Genomic DNA, 17,300 nt, shown 5'->3' on the forward strand with positions numbered 1-17,300 from the left:
TGGACAGTTATTTTAGATAGCGCTGTTTAAAACACAAGCTAAATGGAAACTAATCTTTCCAAGCATTACGATTGGCTTCGTCTTTTAGCTTCACAAATCGATCAGGATCGAAGGTGATTTGGTCAGGGGATTTACCCTCTTTAATCTGACGCTCGTAATCCTTCAAGATACGCAGCGCCACTGGGGTTAAAATCAAAATCGCCGCTAAGTTAGTTAACGCCATTAGACCCATAGACAAGTCGGCAAAGTTCCATATAGCAGGCAGACTGGCCACCGAACCAATAAATACCATTGCCAATACCACTACTCGGAAAACCATAATGGCTGGCTTAGCATTTTTGCTGCCTGAAATAAACTCTAGGTTCGATTCGCCATAACTGTAGTTAGCAATAATAGAGGTAAACGCAAAGAAGAAAATGGCGATGGCAATAAAGTACACGCCCAAATCGCCCACATACTGTGATAAAGCAAGCTGTGTTAATTGAATACCTTCTTGCTCGACATTTGGGTCAACCACTCCTGATAAGATAATGATAGAGGCTGTCGCAGTACAAATCACTAATGTATCGATAAACACGCCTAGCATTTGCATAAAGCCCTGCACTGCCGGATGGTCAGGATGACTTTTTGCGGTTGCAGCAGCATTCGGCGCTGAACCCATACCGGCTTCATTCGAGAACAGACCACGCTTGATACCATTAATCATCGCTTGGGCAATACCATAACCGAGCACACCGCCTGCGGCTTGCTCGAGACCAAATGCTGATTTAACAATGTGCGCAATAGCGACAGGAAATAATGAGAAGTTGGTGATAATAATAAATAGCGCAAGGCAGATATATAAAATTGCCATAATAGGCACCACTTTACCGGCCACTTGCGCCACCGAACGCAGTCCGCCAAAGACCACAGGGGCAACCAGTGCCACTAAAACTAAGCCGGTTGCCCAAGCCGGAATACCAAAGGCCTCATTAGTCGCTTGAGCGATGGTATTGGCCTGTACACCGTTAAACGCAAGACCAAAGGCGACCAATAAACATAGTGAGAATAGCACTGCCATCCAGCGCTGACCGACACCGCGCTCGATATAATAAGCAGGTCCACCTCGGTAGACGTTATCATCGTGCGGTACTTTATAAGCTTGCGCGAGAGTTGACTCAATAAAGCTGGTTGACATACCCACCAGCGCAGTTATCCACATCCAAAACACGGCCCCTGGACCACCGACATACACCGCAATAGCAACACCAGCTAGGTTGCCGGTACCAACACGTGCTGCAAGTGAGGTCATTAATGCTTCAAAAGAGCTAATACCGCCATCTTTACGCCCTTGTCCTGAGGTACGTAGCAGCTTCCACATATGACCAAAATGACGAAATTGAATAAATCGAGTTGCGACCGTAAAGAAGAGTCCAGCACCAATTAATACAAAAACCAATAGTCCGAACCAAGGATTATTCATGATGAGCCAATCATCATTACCCCAAATAAGACCATTACCCCATCCGACAAAAGCATTAAAAGCATCCAACATAAGTTATCTCCTTTAATCCAGACCTCTCTTGATTATCGCTTTATAAACGCCTTTGATCCTTTAATAGAGCACAGAGTATGGATGCGCATATACAAATATGGCCAGCACTGCTACCTTACTTAGCGCAGCAACCATCAACATGGATGTTAAGATGAATTAGGTCTAGATAATAAGTTAAGTGGTTGACGCTCACACAGCTTATCTGCGTGCTCAAATTTTTGGGCTGTAGTGAATCACATTAGCCAAAATTAATAAGTAAATACATAGTAACCATCTAAATTCATAGTAACTATCTAAATTCATAGTAACCATCAAAGTGGCTTTTTTTAGCAAAAAGTAGCTATTTCAGAGCAATAGGATTTTGCTAGATACCGTTGCGGGTCATTCTAAAAAATTGAATAAAAGAGCACAACCTTAACGGCTAAATAAACACCATGACTTACTTTAGCGATTATTGACTCCGCACTGACACCGAAACCAATAAATCTATTGAAAATAAAATAGATTTATCAAAATAGTTGGTTGCTATCGTCATAATACACTTGTAAACTAAATCAAGCTGTTAACTATTTTTTAACATTCAGTTGTAATAAAGAAAATTAATTAATAAAAATCATACAAATAGCGACTGCAGGATGCAGTCTATCTCGGAGGCCATCGCCGCCTCCCTTATTCTGACAAAAGGAGTTTGTCGTATGCATCATTCTGATACCTCTTCCGCCTACTGGAAGGCTAATGTCCGACTTATCTTGGGCTGCCTTACAGTTTGGGCAATTGTTCCTTACGGCTTTGCCATTTTACTTCGGCCGCTACTAGCCGGCATTAAATTTGGTGGGGCTGATTTAGGGTTCTGGTTTGCCCAACAAGGCTCTATTGCCACCTTCATTATCATCATCTTCTTCTACGCGTGGCGTATGAACAAGCTCGATAAACAATACGGCGTAGACGAGGAATAGCTCTAATGAGTCAATTTACGATTAATATTTTATTTGTGGGCGCCTCTTTCTTGCTATATTTCGGTATCGCTATTTGGGCCCGCGCAGGTTCTACTAAAGAATTTTATGTTGCTGGTGGCGGTGTCCACCCTGTTATTAACGGTATGGCAACTGGTGCCGATTGGATGAGTGCCGCGTCCTTTATCTCAATGGCGGGCTTATTGGCCGCTGGCGGATATGGCGCATCTACTTATCTTATGGGTTGGACAGGCGGTTATGTATTACTGGCCTTACTATTAGCACCCTATTTACGCAAGTTTGGTAAGTTCACGGTGCCCGACTTTATCGGTGATCGATTTTATTCCAAAACAGCTGCTTTAGTCGCTGTGGTGTGTCTGATTATTGCCTCAACGACCTACGTTATCGGTCAGATGACCGGTGCTGGTGTGGCATTTTCTCGCTTCTTAGAAGTGGATAACACAACAGGCCTCATTATTGCTGCCGTTGTTGTTTTCTTCTACGCTGTACTTGGTGGTATGAAAGGCATTACTTATACTCAGGTCGCTCAGTATGTGGTTCTTATCATTGCTTATACTGTGCCTGCAGTATTTATCTCACTTGAATTAACGGGTAATCCGATTCCTGGTTTAGGGCTGTTCTCTGACCATGTAGATTCAGGTATTCCTCTATTAACCAAACTTGATCAAGTAGTCACTGAGTTAGGATTCACCGCTTATACTGCGGACGTTCCTAACAAACTAAACATGGTACTGTTTACCTTATCATTAATGATTGGTACAGCAGGCCTACCTCACGTTATTATTCGCTTCTTTACCGTTCCTAAGGTTTCTGATGCGCGTTGGTCAGCAGGTTGGGCACTGGTATTTATCGCACTACTTTACTTCACTGCACCAGCGGTCGGTGCTATGGCCCGTTTAAACCTTATCGATACCATTTATCCTCAAGGTGTTGACGCACCCGCATTGTCTTACGATGAGCGTCCTAACTGGATGCAGACTTGGGAAGAAACTGGTCTTATCCAATATAACGACTTAAATAATGACGGCCGTATTCAAATGTACAATGATAGTGGCTTAGGTCAAGCACAGCTTAATCTTGATGAGGCTAAAACCAATGGTGGCGATATTGCGGCGGCTACTGCACTATTAGATGAAGCACGCTTAGCACACGGTCTCGTATTAGAAGGTAAGTTTGATAGCTCTGGTTGGACGGGTAATGAGCTTAATGTAAATAAAGATATTATGGTACTGGCTAATCCTGAGATTGCCAATCTGCCACCTTGGGTTATTGGTCTTATCGCTGCTGGTGGTCTGGCTGCCGCTCTATCAACCGCAGCAGGTTTGTTATTGGCTATTTCATCTGCCATTAGCCATGATTTAATCAAGCGTAACTTAAACCCTAATATTAGTGATAAAGGTGAGCTATTAGCAGCGCGTATCTCTATGGGTGTGGCGATTGTTGTGGCAACCTACTTAGGTCTAAATCCACCAGGATTTGCCGCTCAGGTTGTAGCACTTGCCTTTGGTATCGCCGGTGCCTCTTTATTCCCAGCATTGATGATGGGCATCTTCTCAAAACGCATTAATAGCATTGGTGCTATATCAGGGATGCTTGCAGGCTTAATCACAACGCTTGTCTATATCTTTGTGTTTAAAGGCTGGTTCTTTGTATCAAGCACAGCGAATTTCCCAGATACCGCAGAGTTTTGGTTATTTGGTATCTCGCCACTGTCATTTGGTGCGATTGGTGCATTGATTAACTTTGGCGTAGCCTTCTTAGTATCGTCTATGACTGCACCACCACCTGCGCATATTCAACAATTGGTTGAAAGTGTACGTACCCCCCGCGGTGCGACAGGTGCGGTCGATCATTAATCTACATCACTAAAACAAACTGCTTTTAAATTGCTTAAAACTGTATCCGTTTGCTACTGCAAGCGGACACAGCCCTAACCTACCATAGGTTTTATAGTCAAAGTCATTTAGACGAATATGCCGTTAGCTTAGTTCGCCGTACTACTCGATAAGAAAATCACTTCACGTGTTACTAGATGACCTTTAAATAATTTTGACTATAGAACACAGAAAAACCCTATACAGAAACACATGAGTATAGAGCACTTAGGAAAAGCGTTATGATTTATGAATTTATTGCCACTATTACCGCAGGATTTGGTATGGCGGGAATTGCCCTTATTATTCGGCATTTAAGCAAGTTTACAGGGCATCTTGCACCCAAATGGCTACTGCCTATCTTTGCAGGTATTGGCATGCTTGGTTTTCAATTACATCAAGAATATAACTGGCAGGATCATCAGTTAAATCAGCTACCTGAGCAAGTCAGTGTGGTCAAAAGTATTGAAGAGACAACTTGGTATCGACCTTGGAGCTATCTTAAACCACAAGTTGTTCGCTTTATGGCCGTTAATGAAGCCCAGCCTATTAAGGCCAGTGAGAGTACTCAATCATCTAATGTTTATAAAGTGAACTTATACTTGCTTGAACGCCGTATCAGTACCAAAATTGTGCCGCAGCTTATCGACTGCACCCAATCTGCTTATGCCAGTATTCCCGAGTCAGCTAATTTAGCCAGTGACGTCAAATGGCATTCTTTAACAAAAAACGACGCGCTCATTAAGGCTGTGTGTCAGAGCTAATCGTGAGTCGAGATCTGTTTTTCTCGACAGTTCTCACGCCAATGCCTTTGACGGCGACCAACGTATCAATCGTATCAAAATCTCCGAATGCTTCGCGGTAGCGTATAATTTCTTGCGCTTTGCGGCTACCAATGCCGGTTAATCCGGTTAACTCACCCTCAGTGGCAGTATTTATATTAATCAAAGATGTCGTATTTGATTGCTGACTATTCTTGCCAGCTGATTGCTCTTGCGTCATTAAGTAGCTATACGCCTTATTCATATCACTAAAGCACTGTAAGGTTTGCCCTTGGGCATAAACTGGCATCGTCGATAGCATCAAAGCCAAACCAATCGCCAAAACCATCACTACTTGGCTCAGACCATTATCTCTATATAGGTTAAGCATTTCCGCTTTATTCATGCTGTTTGGCTTGCTCCCACAGTACATCCATCTCTTGTAAGCTAATGGTCTCAGGGGTTTTGCCTTGTTTAGTCAACTCATCTTCGATATAGCCAAAACGTGAGCGGAACTTATGTACACAGGTTAAAGTTGCGGCTTCGGCATCCAAATTAAGCTTACGCGCCACATTGACCAAACCAAATACACAATCGCCCAACTCTTTTTCAAGCTCAGCCTTTAACGCTGCATCGGGCTTGTGCCCATCCGTTGGGATAATTTGTTTTAGTTCAGCAATCTCTTCTTCTAACTTTTCAATCGCGCCCTCAATACCGTCCCAGTCAAACCCAAGTTTACTGGCTTCTTTTTGTAGGCTCTGTGCTTGCATCAAGGCACTACCTGCTTTGACATTATCCAAGCGGCGTTTGGACTTACCACGGCGCTCACGCTCTGCATTTTCTAATGCTTTAATTTCATCCCAACGTTTCTTAACTGCTTCATCATCGGGCAGCTTATCTGCTTCAAACACATGCGGATGACGACGGATTAACTTGCTTTGCAACGTATAAATAACATCACTTAAATCAAACTGATGCTGCTCTGCATAAATCTGACAGTGAAAGATGACTTGTAGCAACACATCCCCAAGCTCGCCTTTAATGTCTTCAATATCTCCCTCTTGTACTGCTTCTGCCAGCTCATAGGCCTCTTCAATAGCATAAGGAATCAGGCTATGATTGGTCTGCTTAATATCCCATGGACACTCTGCACGCAGTCTGGCCATCAATGCCAATAAGTCATTAATATTATCGGTCGCTTCAGGGGTGCCTTGTATTGGCGCTGGCGGTTGAACATCGTTATTCTGTCTAGCGGTCTTATTTTGCATAACAGTCGTCTCTTATCCTTTTTTCAATAGAGTGGTTAATAAAGGTCTGTCATCTTTAACTGATTAAACAGCTATTTCTTTTGCATAGTTTAGCATCTTAGCCGTACATCATTTACCGTCAAGCTATCTCATCTTTCACACTGCAAAAATACCGATTAAAAATGCTAGAATAACCATAACGATATTAACAAAAGCTGCTATCCATTTTTAATAACTCATTATCCATAACCTATCTTCCATAATAAAAAGACCTACCAACAAAAAGAGTGCCCTATGACAGATAACACAAGCGCTACCTTTCCGCATCGCCCTATTACTTCATTTAAAGCCTACGACATTCGCGGAGAATTAGGCGTTAATTTGGATGAAGACATTGCTTACCGTATTGGCCGCGCCTTCGCTCAGATTTTATCTAACCAGCGTCAAAATAATAACGTCAGTGATGATGTTGACAACTGCATTGTGATTGGCGCGGATATCAGAGACTCAAGCGAGACACTCAAGCAGTCGGCTATTCAAGGTATCATTGATGCCGGCGTCGATGTTATTGACTTGGGCATGACCGGTACCGAAGAAGTCTATTTTGCCACCAGTTATTATCAAGCATTGGGCGGTATAGAGGTAACGGCCAGCCATAACCCAATTAATTATAATGGCCTCAAGCTAGTACGCGAAAATTCCAAACCTATAAGCGCGAACTCAGGACTTGCTGATATTCAGGCGCTTGCTGAACAAGGTGGGTTCGCGGACGTTATCGAAACAGGGCAAGTTGCTCAAAAATTAGATAAGACAGCTTATGTCGATCATTTAATGAGCTTTATTGATACCGATAAGCTTCTTCCTTTGAAGATTGTGATTAACTCAGGCAATGGTAGCGCTGGTCCGACAGTTGATTTACTAGAGCAGCGTTTGCAGCAAAGCGGTGCACCCATTGATATTATCAAAGTACATCACACGCCAGATGGCAGCTTCCCGAATGGCATTCCTAACCCTATGATTCTCGCCAATCGTGAGTCTACCAAACAGGCTGTTATTGAAAATAAGGCTGACTTAGGTATCGCCTTTGATGGTGATTTTGACCGCTGCTTCTTGTTTGATAACAAGGGTGAATTTGTTGAAGGCAGCTATACCGTGAGTATGCTCGCACAAGCCTTCCTACAGAAGAATACTGGCGCTGCAATCGTTTATGATCCACGCGTGCTGTATAACACCGAGGCGATTATCGCCGAAGGAGATGGTAAGGCAATTATCAGTAAGTCTGGTCACTCCTTTATCAAACAAGTTATGCGTGAATCAGGCGCTGTGTATGGCGGTGAGATGAGCGCTCATCACTACTTCCGTGACTTCTTTTACTGCGATAGCGGTATGATTCCTTGGTTATTAACCATTGAACTGCTCTCCACAACCGGTAAAACTCTGGGACAACTGGTAGACGAGCGTATTAGCGCCTACCCAAGCTCTGGTGAGATTAATTTTAGATTAACCGATGTTGATAGCGACGAGATATTACAGCGTATCGATGCTTATTATCAGCCGCAAAATCCTCAGAAAAATACTCTTGATGGTCTAAGTTTAGATTTTGGTCAGTGGCGTTTTAATATTCGTGCATCAAATACAGAACCTCTAATTCGCCTCAATATTGAAACCAAAGGTGATGAGAAACTACTGACTCAAAAGATTGATGAGATTAAACAATGGCTAGCCGAGCAAGGTGCTCAGGTTGCCTAGTTTATTTTATTAATATTCGTCAAAGATGAGTCAAACTCTATAGTAGCGATAGTAAACGTAAAAAGCCCCGTCGACTCAGTCAACGGGGCTTTTTGTTATTTGGACCATCCACTAGAACACATGATTTTAGCTATGCAGATAAAATCATTCTAATCGCAATAAGCCAGTCGCTTATTTACTGCGGCCAATGCCTTGATAATCACCAACTAGACTTTGAATTTGCTGATGGCTAAAGGCATTTTGTGCATCAAAAATAGGCACAACCACCTCATTAATCGCACTGATTGGTAAACGCTTAGTGCTTGGCCAAGACAACACAAATAGCGCATCGCTGCTGCTTAACTTTTCAGTAGACTGTGAAATAAACTTAAGCAGTGGCTGATCTGGATATAAAGCTGCTAGTTCACTTTCGGCCTCTAACGCATAAACATAAGTGGTAATGTTGTATGACCATAATAGGCGCAGTAACGGATGAATCGCCGCTGCAGAAGTGCGCCCAGAACCAGACTTATAACTGGCACCCCAAATACTAACCTGCTTATTCTCAATAGCCCCGTCGAAATACTGCCAGAATTTACGGAAAATCAGTTCTTTTTGATCATCGTTAATGGCGGTGACTGCTTGCATCAAACGGTTATCAACCTGTGTGTCTCGCAAAGTATCTTCTAGTGCAGCAATTTCCGCCGGCAGGGTTTGACCACCAAAGCCCCAACCTGCCTTTAGATAGCTACTGCCAATACGCTTGTCTAAACCCATGATGGTCGCTACTTCTAGAATATCAACGCCTTGTTGATCCGCTAGGCGCGACCATTCATTCATAAAGCTCACTCGAGTCGCTAGCATACTCATGATGGCGCTACGCGAGAATTCAATAGTGGCAATATCAGTAATAAAATGATGTTGGGCTTGCTGCATTAAAGGCTGTAATACCACCACCTTATCAACAGAATCTGCTGTTTTCTCACCCATCAACCATATCTTAGGTGACAACATAGACGGATAAGCTCTGCCGTCTTGTAGGAATACAAACGGCACATAATATACCCAAGGTCGATGACACTGCTTAGCCAAATTAGCGAAAATACCTAACGTACTGATACCACTTAATATAAGCGGGGTCTGTACCGGTACTTGGTTGTCATTTAACTGATTAATCCACGTTTGCTCGTCACCCTGCTGTACTCGCCAAGACTCTGGTAAATCACCATAGAACACCCAATACAAGCTTGGCTCTACTCCATGCTGAGTTTCCTGTACGGCACTCTCAGAACTTACAAATACTTCTGATGCTTGCTCTGGTAACGGATGAACCCTAATAGATTCTTGACTTAAGTACAGCTGCCACAATGCTTGCTGCTGATGCTCAAAGCTATAGTTAGTCAGAGTGCTGTCTAACGCGTCATTATCCGCATATAAACTTACTGTATTACCTAGACTGACCATCACAGTGGCAGTTGTAATCGCTTCAATTGAATGACCGACAATGACACAGTGCGGTTTAGGCTTCGCTTTACTTGCAGAGATACTGTTAACCATGATGGTCTGAATCCTTAGCTATTATTAATATATTAAGTCGTTATTTATAGTCATAGTCATATAAATGAGGTACGGTGTTAACCTCGCTAAGCCTACATTTGTAGTACTTACGCTCGGTTGCCTTGTATCTCAAATATCTGACTACGACTATAGAGGGTATTATTTATTTGACATGAATAACGATAGGTTTCTCTAAATATACCACAATCGCCTCTAATTCGACTAAAGGTTAGCCAGATTTAATCTAGGATTCATTAAGCAAAGATCTAATTATTGGTTGTCGTAAACTTGCGAACCGCCGTTAAAAAGGTATCAAGCTCATCTTTTGGTAGCTCGTTAATACCGGCAGCTCCTTCTCGGCCGCCACCCGTTTTAAACTGGCTACAAATGGTACTGGCGCCATACGGATTACTTTTTGGAGCTCTTAGACTAATGGTATAGGAGCCTAATACATTGGTGGTGATAATAACGACTGGCTTATCGGGATTATCGGCGGCAAGCTGGTTACCATAAGTGCCACTAATACGCCTTGCCCAAGCAGCATCCTCTAGTAGTACCGCTATCAATCCTTGCTGGGTCAGCTGCTCGCTATTTTTAGCCAAAGCGATATCTGCATTATAGCCTTGTTTTAAACGGGCATAGGGCGACTGGGAATCTGCTATCACATCGAAAGGTGAGTTATATTGCATCAGCAATTCATACAGCGTATCGGGCGCAAAATGTAAATCCTGCACGCTGCTGCCATAGCCATTATAATTAACAAGCACCCCAAGCTCTTTGAGCTGATTTCTCTGCTGAGTATTCAGTCTTTGGCTTGCCACATATTTATCGGCGACCTCATTGAGACCATCGCCAAATGCAGCAGCAATTGCCCATAGATCCTGACTGCCTTTCAACACACCATTAACCAACAGCCCTGTGCAGACTGTTGGCTTGGTGTTTATTTTGGTGATCAGCTTAGGGTGCTCAAACAGCGAGTCCGCTTTATGGTGATCACAATAAAACAGATGTTGGCATCTGTCTAAAACCCGCTTAACGCCCTGACAGTTCTTATCAAATGAGATATCCAATACTGTCACGTCGGCATTAGTTGCCATCTTGTCTGATATATTATCGACCAGTGAGATATCCCGCTTAACACCAGTAATTAGCATTTGCTTGTCACCGGAGCTAACCGGATAAGCTTTCCGCCATTGAATTAGCGAGAATATCCCGTCTGCATCACCATTAAATACATCAATAAATTGAGTCATATACAGATGCCTTTTTGCGACTAAAATCAGTGCACATCATTTATGTACAAGCGTTTATTTAGGGCGTGTGGAACATTCGCAAATTAGCACTGCTGATAGCTAAAATTGTTTCAGACTAGGCTTAAACCGTAGTTAATGTCTAGACCTTGACTAGGTTTGCAACAGCGTCTGGGGCGATTTTAGCATCAGCCTCACTCGAGAACAGCTCTCGCCTTGCGAACGGGCAAAGCAGTGCTTTGCTTAATCCGTTCTCAGGGGCGGGACTCTTTTTTGCCAATAGTTTGCGAAATTGTCTAACTTAGAATGACTAAGCATCAAAAATTTCACTGCATATTGACTAAAAAATAGTCGCCGCCAGTGCCATGGTCGAATGTTCCACACGCCCTAATCGACATCTTATTTGATATAGTTATTCTCGATTAAGTAATCGACGACTTCTTTTGCTACCTCTTCGATCGCTCTGCCCTCAGTTTTTAAGCACAGCTCAGGATTACTTGGCGCTTCATAAGGTGAGTCGATACCAGTAAAGTTAGGAATAACGCCGGCGCGTGCTTTTTTATATAAACCTTTAGGATCACGCTTTTCGCACTCAGACAACGGGGTATCGACGAAAATCTCAATAAAGTCATCACCCACTAATTCGCGTGCGGCATCTCTATCACTCTCAAAAGGAGAGATGAACGCAGTTGATACGATTAAGCCTGCGTCATTAAATAAGCGGCTCACTTCTGTGATACGGCGAATATTTTCCACACGGTCTTCATCAGAGAAACCCAAGTCTTTATTTAAGCCATGACGCACATTATCACCATCTAACAGATAGGTGGCATATCCTCTGTCGTGGAGCATACGGTCAACGGCATTGGCAATGGTTGATTTACCTGAACCAGACAGTCCGGTATACCATAAGATGCACGGTTTATTACCTAGCTTATCTTGTCTTTCAGCTGGTGTTACTGCTGCATCATGCCAAACGATATTGGTTGCTTTACTCATAATTCATCCTTAGTTAAACGATTAGGGGTTAGATTTTATTCAATAAAGTTATTCACTGGTTTGTTTGCTTTGATATAGACAGTTTTTTATTAAAGACAGCTTAATACCAACAACCTAAAACGGATAGATGATGGGAATCATCACTACACAGACTGCTATACAGGCCACAGTAATTAACCCGCCTACTTTGGCAAAATCCTGCAATCGGTATAGTCCTGTGTTATACACCATCAAATTAGTCTGATAGCCAAAAGGGCTGATAAACGAGCAAGAGGCGCCAAAGCAAACGGCCAATACCAAGGGAAAGGCATTGATATCCATACCCTCAGCTAAGCTGTAGGCAATAGGAAACATCAATGCCGCTGCGGCATTATTGGTTAATAACTCGGTAATACTAATAGTGATTAGCAGGACACCCAACAATGTCCATAATGGCGCATGACCCGCTAATGTTTGGGCCGCAAAGTTAGCAATCTGTCCATCTAGGCCGACGGTTTGCATTGCATTAGCCAAACATAAGGCACTGACCACAATCAGCCAAATACTGACTGGAAAATGACGTCTCGCTTCATTAACCGTAATACAGCCGGTAAATAATAGCGCTGAAAATAAGATAAGTGCTAAATCAAATAACGGCCTACCGGTGATAACAGAGGCAGCAATCATGCTGATGAAACCGATTAACACCAGCTTCTCACGCCAGCCACTAATCATATTGTCAGGATTGATACCTGAGAGTACAAAGAAGTTTTTTCTAATATTACTACGACTGGCAAAGTCCGCACCAGTGGCTAACAGCAAGATATCACCTGCCCTTAAGGTAATTTCGCCAAGTCGACCGCTAACATTACCACTTTCTCGGCGAATCGCCACAACAGCGGCATCAAATTGCGCTCTAAAGCCAATTTCTCTAAGCGTTCTACCCGTTAAGCTCGACTCTTGTTTAATCACCACTTCGGTCAGCTCTTGAATGGGTAGACCATTATTTTCTGCAAACAACACCAGCCCATCGAACTGGTTTAAAATCTGTATTTTTTTAACATCTCCACTAAACAGTAGTTTATCGCCTGCTTGCAGGACACGTGAATGCGATACAGGTGCGATTAGACGATTACCACGGATAATCTCCGCTAAAAACAAGTCAGATAGATTGCGTAGACCTGCCTCTCCCACTGTTTTGCCTATCAGGCTAGAAGTTGCTTCAATTTTGGCTTCAACAAAGTACTCTTCAACCGACTCTTTTTTATCTACATGCTTTGGCAGCATAGAGCTGGTGAAATAAAGGATCACTGAACCAAAGAAAAATATCGCTATACCAACCGGCGTTAAGGTAAAAAACCCTATCGCTTCATGACCCTGCTTGACCCACATACTATTAACCACAAGGTTAGTCGATGTGCCTATTAACGTCATCGTGCCGCCTAATGTGGCTGCAAAACACATGGGAAGCAGTAAGCGCGACGTATTCACCTGCGGATTTTTTTGAATACTACCAATCATAGCGGCCACAACAGCGGTATTATTTAATACCGCTGACGACAAGCCAGAAAAAGCAATGGTACGTAGAACTGAGCTCTTCTCTGACTTAGCAAACAAATACCGCGTTAGGTGATTTAATATACTGGTCTTTTCAAGCGCATACGAGATTAGTATCAGCAGTACCAACGTCGCTAAGCCCTCATTAGTCGCATTGTCGAGCAAAGTAGCACTGTCCACCCACCCTAGGCCAAATATCAACAGTAAAACACCGCCAAAGATGGCGGTGGTATGCTGCTGAAACCTAATAAGGAGTGCGACAAGAATGACTAATATCGCGCTCAGTAAATACATGGTTAGGGTCATGACATAACGGCCTGAATATAATAGAAATAACGCCAACCAGAAGAGACTTTGTTGACGAATTTACTATAGAGGCCTAACTGTTGGGTTGCAAATGGATATAATGAAAAGCGTTATAGCGAATCAGTATATAGAGCAGCTTAACTACGATAATGCTCGTTATTTAACTACCCATTTAACATCTAAATATCGCTTAACCCTATACAGGATTAAGCATCAGATAAACCCAACTCTTATTCAGCTTATTTTGCTGATGCACCTTTAAGCTCGACCTTAGCGCGGTCCTCTTTTGCAATCGTTGCATAATAATCACGCAAAATCTGTAATACCTCTGGACGGCTGAAGTTTTCAGGAACTTCTTGGTCTTCAGACAGCGCTTTACGTAGCTTAGTACCTGACACTTTAACGTGATGCTCAGCATCATGTGGGCATGTCTTGGTTGATGCCATTGCTTGACACGCATTACACCAGAACGTCCAATCGATTTTAATGGGTTTGGTTTTTAACGCATCTTCTGGAATCTCATCAAAGATATCTTGTGCATCAAACGCACCATAATAATCGCCAACACCGGCATGGTCACGACCAACAATAAGCTCTGAACAACCATAGTTCTGTCTAAATAACGCATGTAATAATGCCTCACGTGGACCGGCATAGCGCATATCTAGTGGATAACCTGACTGGATAACTGTGTCTTTTCTGAAGTAGTTATCAATCAAAGTGACAATGGCTTCTTGGCGCACTTCTGCAGGAATATCACCTGGCTTTAACGCACCCAATAATGAGTGAATCATCACGCCATCACATGTTTCTACAGCGATTTTGGCTAGGTATTCGTGTGAGCGGTGCATCGGGTTACGGGTTTGGAAAGCGGCGACTTTTTTCCAGCCTTTTTTAGCAAACTCTTCACGAGTCTGGGTTGGTGTCATATAGATACCGGCATATTCGGTTGGGAATTCACCTTGGCTAAATACTTCGACACGGCCAGCTAAGTTAACATCAGCCTGCTCCATCACTTTTTTAACACCTGGGTGGTCAGTGTCAGTAGTGCCGAAAACAGTTTGGCATTCGTGTGCTTTGTCGATGGTGTATTTCTCTTCTAAGAATAAAATACCCATGATTTCACCATCTTCTGCTTTTAGCGCAATCTCATCGCCAATCTCAAAGCTGTCCGCTTCTTCTTGACTGGCTGATAATGTAATAGGAATCGGCCAAAACAGACCTTCGTTCTCGCCTGATTTTAGCTCCATATCATCACAGACGCCTTGCCAATCCGCTTTATTCATAAAGCCATCTAGAGGCGTAAAACCACCAATGCCTAGCATAATTAAATCACCACGTTCTCGCGAAGTCATGGTCACGCTAGGTAGGGTTTGGGCTTTTTTAAGTGCATTCTCTAACATTTCGCCTTCAAGTAGAAGAATGTTTAGAGCAGGGCTACCGTGCGGAGTTACTAATTTATCTAATGCTGCTTCAAGGCTGTTTGACATTCGAGACATCCTGTTTTAAATAGGGTTATTGATGTAATAATTCGATATAGCTTGATAGCTGAAGGTATCAGCCGCTAGTATAGAAGTCAGCAGTCGTTATTATCAAGTACAGCAAAGCCTTACGGCCTGCTTCATCGATGCTCTATGCAACAAAATAGACGATAAACGGGTAGCCTAAATCTTGAAGGAGTATAGCGATAGGCCATGAGTGCTCTAGCTGTCAGCCTAATATACTTTAATAGCTTATAAATAATAGGCAGGGTAAAAATTTCTGAACAGAAAAAGTAAAGGCTAAATAAGAATAAGAAAGCAACGCTTTGTAGGGTCAAGGCGTTGCTTTTTAATAAAGAATTGATGTGATATAGAAGGTATTGGAATAAAGGGTTTAACCACTACTATTATTAATATGATTAAGCAGCGTCCGTGTTGAGCCATCAAATTGTAGTCTTAGCTTCGTCGCCTCAGCTTGAGCTTGTGCGCTTTCTTCTGAATCTGCTGCTATTAGGCTAGCGAAGACTTCATTTGCCACCTGCTTACCCATCTCCACGCCCCACTGGTCAAATGGGTTAATATCCCAAACACTGGCCATCACAAATACTTTGTGTTCATACAAAGCAATGAGCGCACCAAAACTGGTTGGGGTTAGCTCATTTAACAGAATGGTTGTTGACGGCTGATTACCACGGTAACGTTTAAATTTATCAAGCTCTGAGACAGGTTGGTTCAGCTTGGGTGCTAGCGCATTATTACCAAAAGCAAGTACACGGCTCTGTGCCAAGCAGTTGGCTAATGATAGTGCATGCTGATGCTTAAGCTCGCCGGCATCCCTACCCTCATAATAATTAACGCAAGCAATAAAATCACAGGACACTTTTTGTGTGCCTTGATGCAGCAGCTGATAAAAAGCGTGCTGCGCATTGGAGCCAATCTCGCCCCATAAAATAGGACAAGTAGCATAGCGAACAGGCTCGCCAGTATGAGTAACCGATTTGCCATTACTCTCCATCTCAAGCTGGGTTAAGTAGCTAGGTAGATATTTTAAGCGGCCATCATAAGGCAATACCGTATGGGCGTTAATACCCATAAAGGTACTGTTCCACACGCCAATTAGTCCTAATAATACAGGCAGGTTCTGATCAAAGTCAGCAGTTAAAAAGTGCTCATCCATCGCATGAGCACCTGCGAGCATCTCTTTAAATCGGTCCATACCGATACGAACCGCAACCGCTAGGCCAATGGCCGACCACATAGAAAAACGACCACCCACCCAGTCCCAAAGCTTAAGCTGATGCTTAGGGTCTATCCCCCACTCGCTGACGCGCTGAGGGTTTGCAGAGATACCAATAAAGTGACGACGTAACAAGGTTGTTTGGCTCGCACCGGTCGCATATAGCCATGCTCGAGCTGTTTGCGCATTTGAAAGCGTATCTACCGTTCCAAAAGATTTCGATGAGATGATAAATAAAGTCGTCTCTGGGTTTAAGCGTTCAAGCAGACTACCTAACTGGGTACCATCCATATTGGACACGAAATGTACATTAATATGGCTGTCTGCCCACTCATCGAGCGCCGTATTGGTCATGACCGGTCCTAAATCAGAACCCCCAACCCCGATATTAACCACATCGGTAATTGCTTTACCCGAATACCCGCGCCATACGCCACTGCGGATACGCTCAACAATATCAGCGGCTTTATCTAAGCTGTCTTGTACTTCTGTAACCACATCTTGGCCATCAACGATCAACTGTGCATCACCTGGCAGACGCAGTGCGGTATGTAATGCTGCTCGCTGCTCACTACTATTGACTTTGTCGCCTCGATATAGCGATTGGATGCGCAGCTTTAATCCACACGCTTGAGCCAATTCCATCAGTTTAGCGCGTACCTCATCATCCATACACTGCTTGGAATAATCAAAATATATACCTTGAGTGCTGACACTAAAACGCTCGGCTCGACTTGGATCATCATCGAAAAGCGTACTTAATGACCAAGACTTTTGACCCAGTTTCTCAAGCGTTTGCCACTCTGGCAATGCGCT

13 protein-coding genes are annotated in these 17,300 nt (G+C 43.2%); 4 read left to right on the forward strand and 9 right to left on the reverse strand.

The genetic code is table 11. The features are described 5' to 3' along the window. Positions 1-49: 49 nt before the first annotated feature. A complete protein-coding gene (locus AC2SLO_RS12155; protein WP_486541553.1) occupies positions 50-1,534 on the reverse strand; it encodes an alanine/glycine:cation symporter family protein in 1,485 nt (494 codons plus the stop codon). A 695-nt stretch (positions 1,535-2,229) separates the two neighbouring features. Here AC2SLO_RS12155 and AC2SLO_RS12160 point away from each other — a divergent pair. The 3 genes from AC2SLO_RS12160 (at position 2,230) to AC2SLO_RS12170 (ending at position 5,146) form a co-directional block, all read left to right on the forward strand. Next, the gene (locus AC2SLO_RS12160) at positions 2,230-2,490 is read left to right on the forward strand and encodes a DUF4212 domain-containing protein (protein WP_486541551.1); all 261 of its coding nucleotides are present in this window, start codon (positions 2,230-2,232) and stop codon (positions 2,488-2,490) included. Between the two features lie 5 nt (positions 2,491-2,495). Continuing rightward, positions 2,496-4,364 (forward strand): sodium:solute symporter family protein, encoded by a 1,869-nt coding sequence (locus AC2SLO_RS12165; protein ID WP_486541549.1) that lies wholly within the window; start codon positions 2,496-2,498, stop codon positions 4,362-4,364. A gap of 260 nt (positions 4,365-4,624) precedes the next feature. Beyond that, positions 4,625-5,146: a hypothetical protein gene (locus AC2SLO_RS12170; protein WP_486541547.1), complete on the forward strand. Its 522-nt coding sequence runs from the start codon at positions 4,625-4,627 to the stop codon at positions 5,144-5,146. Here the strand turns inward: AC2SLO_RS12170 and AC2SLO_RS12175 are convergent. Further along, positions 5,124-5,549 (reverse strand): ComEA family DNA-binding protein, encoded by a 426-nt coding sequence (locus AC2SLO_RS12175; RefSeq protein WP_486541545.1) that lies wholly within the window; start codon positions 5,547-5,549, stop codon positions 5,124-5,126. The two genes, AC2SLO_RS12170 and AC2SLO_RS12175, sit on opposite strands and share 23 nt — an antisense overlap. After that, entirely contained in the window at positions 5,542-6,411 is an 870-nt protein-coding gene (gene mazG / locus AC2SLO_RS12180; RefSeq protein WP_486541543.1) for a nucleoside triphosphate pyrophosphohydrolase, read from the reverse strand. Before mazG ends, AC2SLO_RS12175 begins: the two co-directional genes overlap by 8 nt. Before the next feature lie 273 nt (positions 6,412-6,684). On the opposite strand from mazG, the gene AC2SLO_RS12185 reads away from it, so the two are divergent. After that, on the forward strand, positions 6,685-8,139 hold the full coding sequence (locus tag AC2SLO_RS12185; protein ID WP_486541541.1) for a phosphohexomutase domain-containing protein: 1,455 nt from the start codon (positions 6,685-6,687) through the stop codon (positions 8,137-8,139). Between the two features lie 171 nt (positions 8,140-8,310). On the opposite strand, the gene AC2SLO_RS12190 is transcribed toward AC2SLO_RS12185, so the two are convergent. The 6 genes from AC2SLO_RS12190 to pgi all read right to left on the reverse strand — a co-directional run bounded on the left by AC2SLO_RS12190 (position 8,311) and on the right by pgi (position 17,294). Next, entirely contained in the window at positions 8,311-9,675 is a 1,365-nt protein-coding gene (locus tag AC2SLO_RS12190) for a UDP-glucose/GDP-mannose dehydrogenase family protein (RefSeq protein ID WP_486541539.1), read from the reverse strand. A 266-nt stretch (positions 9,676-9,941) separates the two neighbouring features. Further along, complete coding sequence (locus AC2SLO_RS12195; RefSeq protein ID WP_486541537.1) at positions 9,942-10,928, reverse strand: DHH family phosphoesterase; 987 nt, start codon at positions 10,926-10,928, stop codon at positions 9,942-9,944. A gap of 396 nt (positions 10,929-11,324) precedes the next feature. Further along, on the reverse strand, positions 11,325-11,924 hold the full coding sequence (gene cysC, locus AC2SLO_RS12200; protein WP_486541535.1) for an adenylyl-sulfate kinase: 600 nt from the start codon (positions 11,922-11,924) through the stop codon (positions 11,325-11,327). Between the two features lie 114 nt (positions 11,925-12,038). Further along, positions 12,039-13,766, reverse strand: coding sequence for an SLC13 family permease (locus AC2SLO_RS12205; RefSeq protein WP_486541533.1), 1,728 nt, complete (start codon positions 13,764-13,766; stop codon positions 12,039-12,041). A 239-nt stretch (positions 13,767-14,005) separates the two neighbouring features. After that, the gene (gene sat, locus AC2SLO_RS12210) at positions 14,006-15,256 is read right to left on the reverse strand and encodes a sulfate adenylyltransferase (RefSeq protein WP_486541531.1); all 1,251 of its coding nucleotides are present in this window, start codon (positions 15,254-15,256) and stop codon (positions 14,006-14,008) included. 385 nt (positions 15,257-15,641) lie between these two features. Next, on the reverse strand, positions 15,642-17,294 hold the full coding sequence (gene pgi, locus AC2SLO_RS12215) for a glucose-6-phosphate isomerase (protein WP_486541640.1): 1,653 nt from the start codon (positions 17,292-17,294) through the stop codon (positions 15,642-15,644). Between the last annotated feature and the right edge of the window lie 6 nt (positions 17,295-17,300).

The organism is Psychrobacter sp. CX14, assembly GCF_057396205.2.

Coding starts and splice junctions, on each gene's coding strand:
- AC2SLO_RS12155 (WP_486541553.1), bottom strand. CDS start 1,534: ATGTTGGATGCTTTTAATGCTTTTGTCGGATGGGGTAATGGTCTTATT.
- AC2SLO_RS12160 (WP_486541551.1), top strand. CDS start 2,230: ATGCATCATTCTGATACCTCTTCCGCCTACTGGAAGGCTAATGTCCGA.
- AC2SLO_RS12165 (WP_486541549.1), top strand. CDS start 2,496: ATGAGTCAATTTACGATTAATATTTTATTTGTGGGCGCCTCTTTCTTG.
- AC2SLO_RS12170 (WP_486541547.1), top strand. CDS start 4,625: ATGATTTATGAATTTATTGCCACTATTACCGCAGGATTTGGTATGGCG.
- AC2SLO_RS12175 (WP_486541545.1), bottom strand. CDS start 5,549: ATGAATAAAGCGGAAATGCTTAACCTATATAGAGATAATGGTCTGAGC.
- mazG (WP_486541543.1), bottom strand. CDS start 6,411: ATGCAAAATAAGACCGCTAGACAGAATAACGATGTTCAACCGCCAGCG.
- AC2SLO_RS12185 (WP_486541541.1), top strand. CDS start 6,685: ATGACAGATAACACAAGCGCTACCTTTCCGCATCGCCCTATTACTTCA.
- AC2SLO_RS12190 (WP_486541539.1), bottom strand. CDS start 9,675: ATGGTTAACAGTATCTCTGCAAGTAAAGCGAAGCCTAAACCGCACTGT.
- AC2SLO_RS12195 (WP_486541537.1), bottom strand. CDS start 10,928: ATGACTCAATTTATTGATGTATTTAATGGTGATGCAGACGGGATATTC.
- cysC (WP_486541535.1), bottom strand. CDS start 11,924: ATGAGTAAAGCAACCAATATCGTTTGGCATGATGCAGCAGTAACACCA.
- AC2SLO_RS12205 (WP_486541533.1), bottom strand. CDS start 13,766: ATGACCCTAACCATGTATTTACTGAGCGCGATATTAGTCATTCTTGTC.
- sat (WP_486541531.1), bottom strand. CDS start 15,256: ATGTCAAACAGCCTTGAAGCAGCATTAGATAAATTAGTAACTCCGCAC.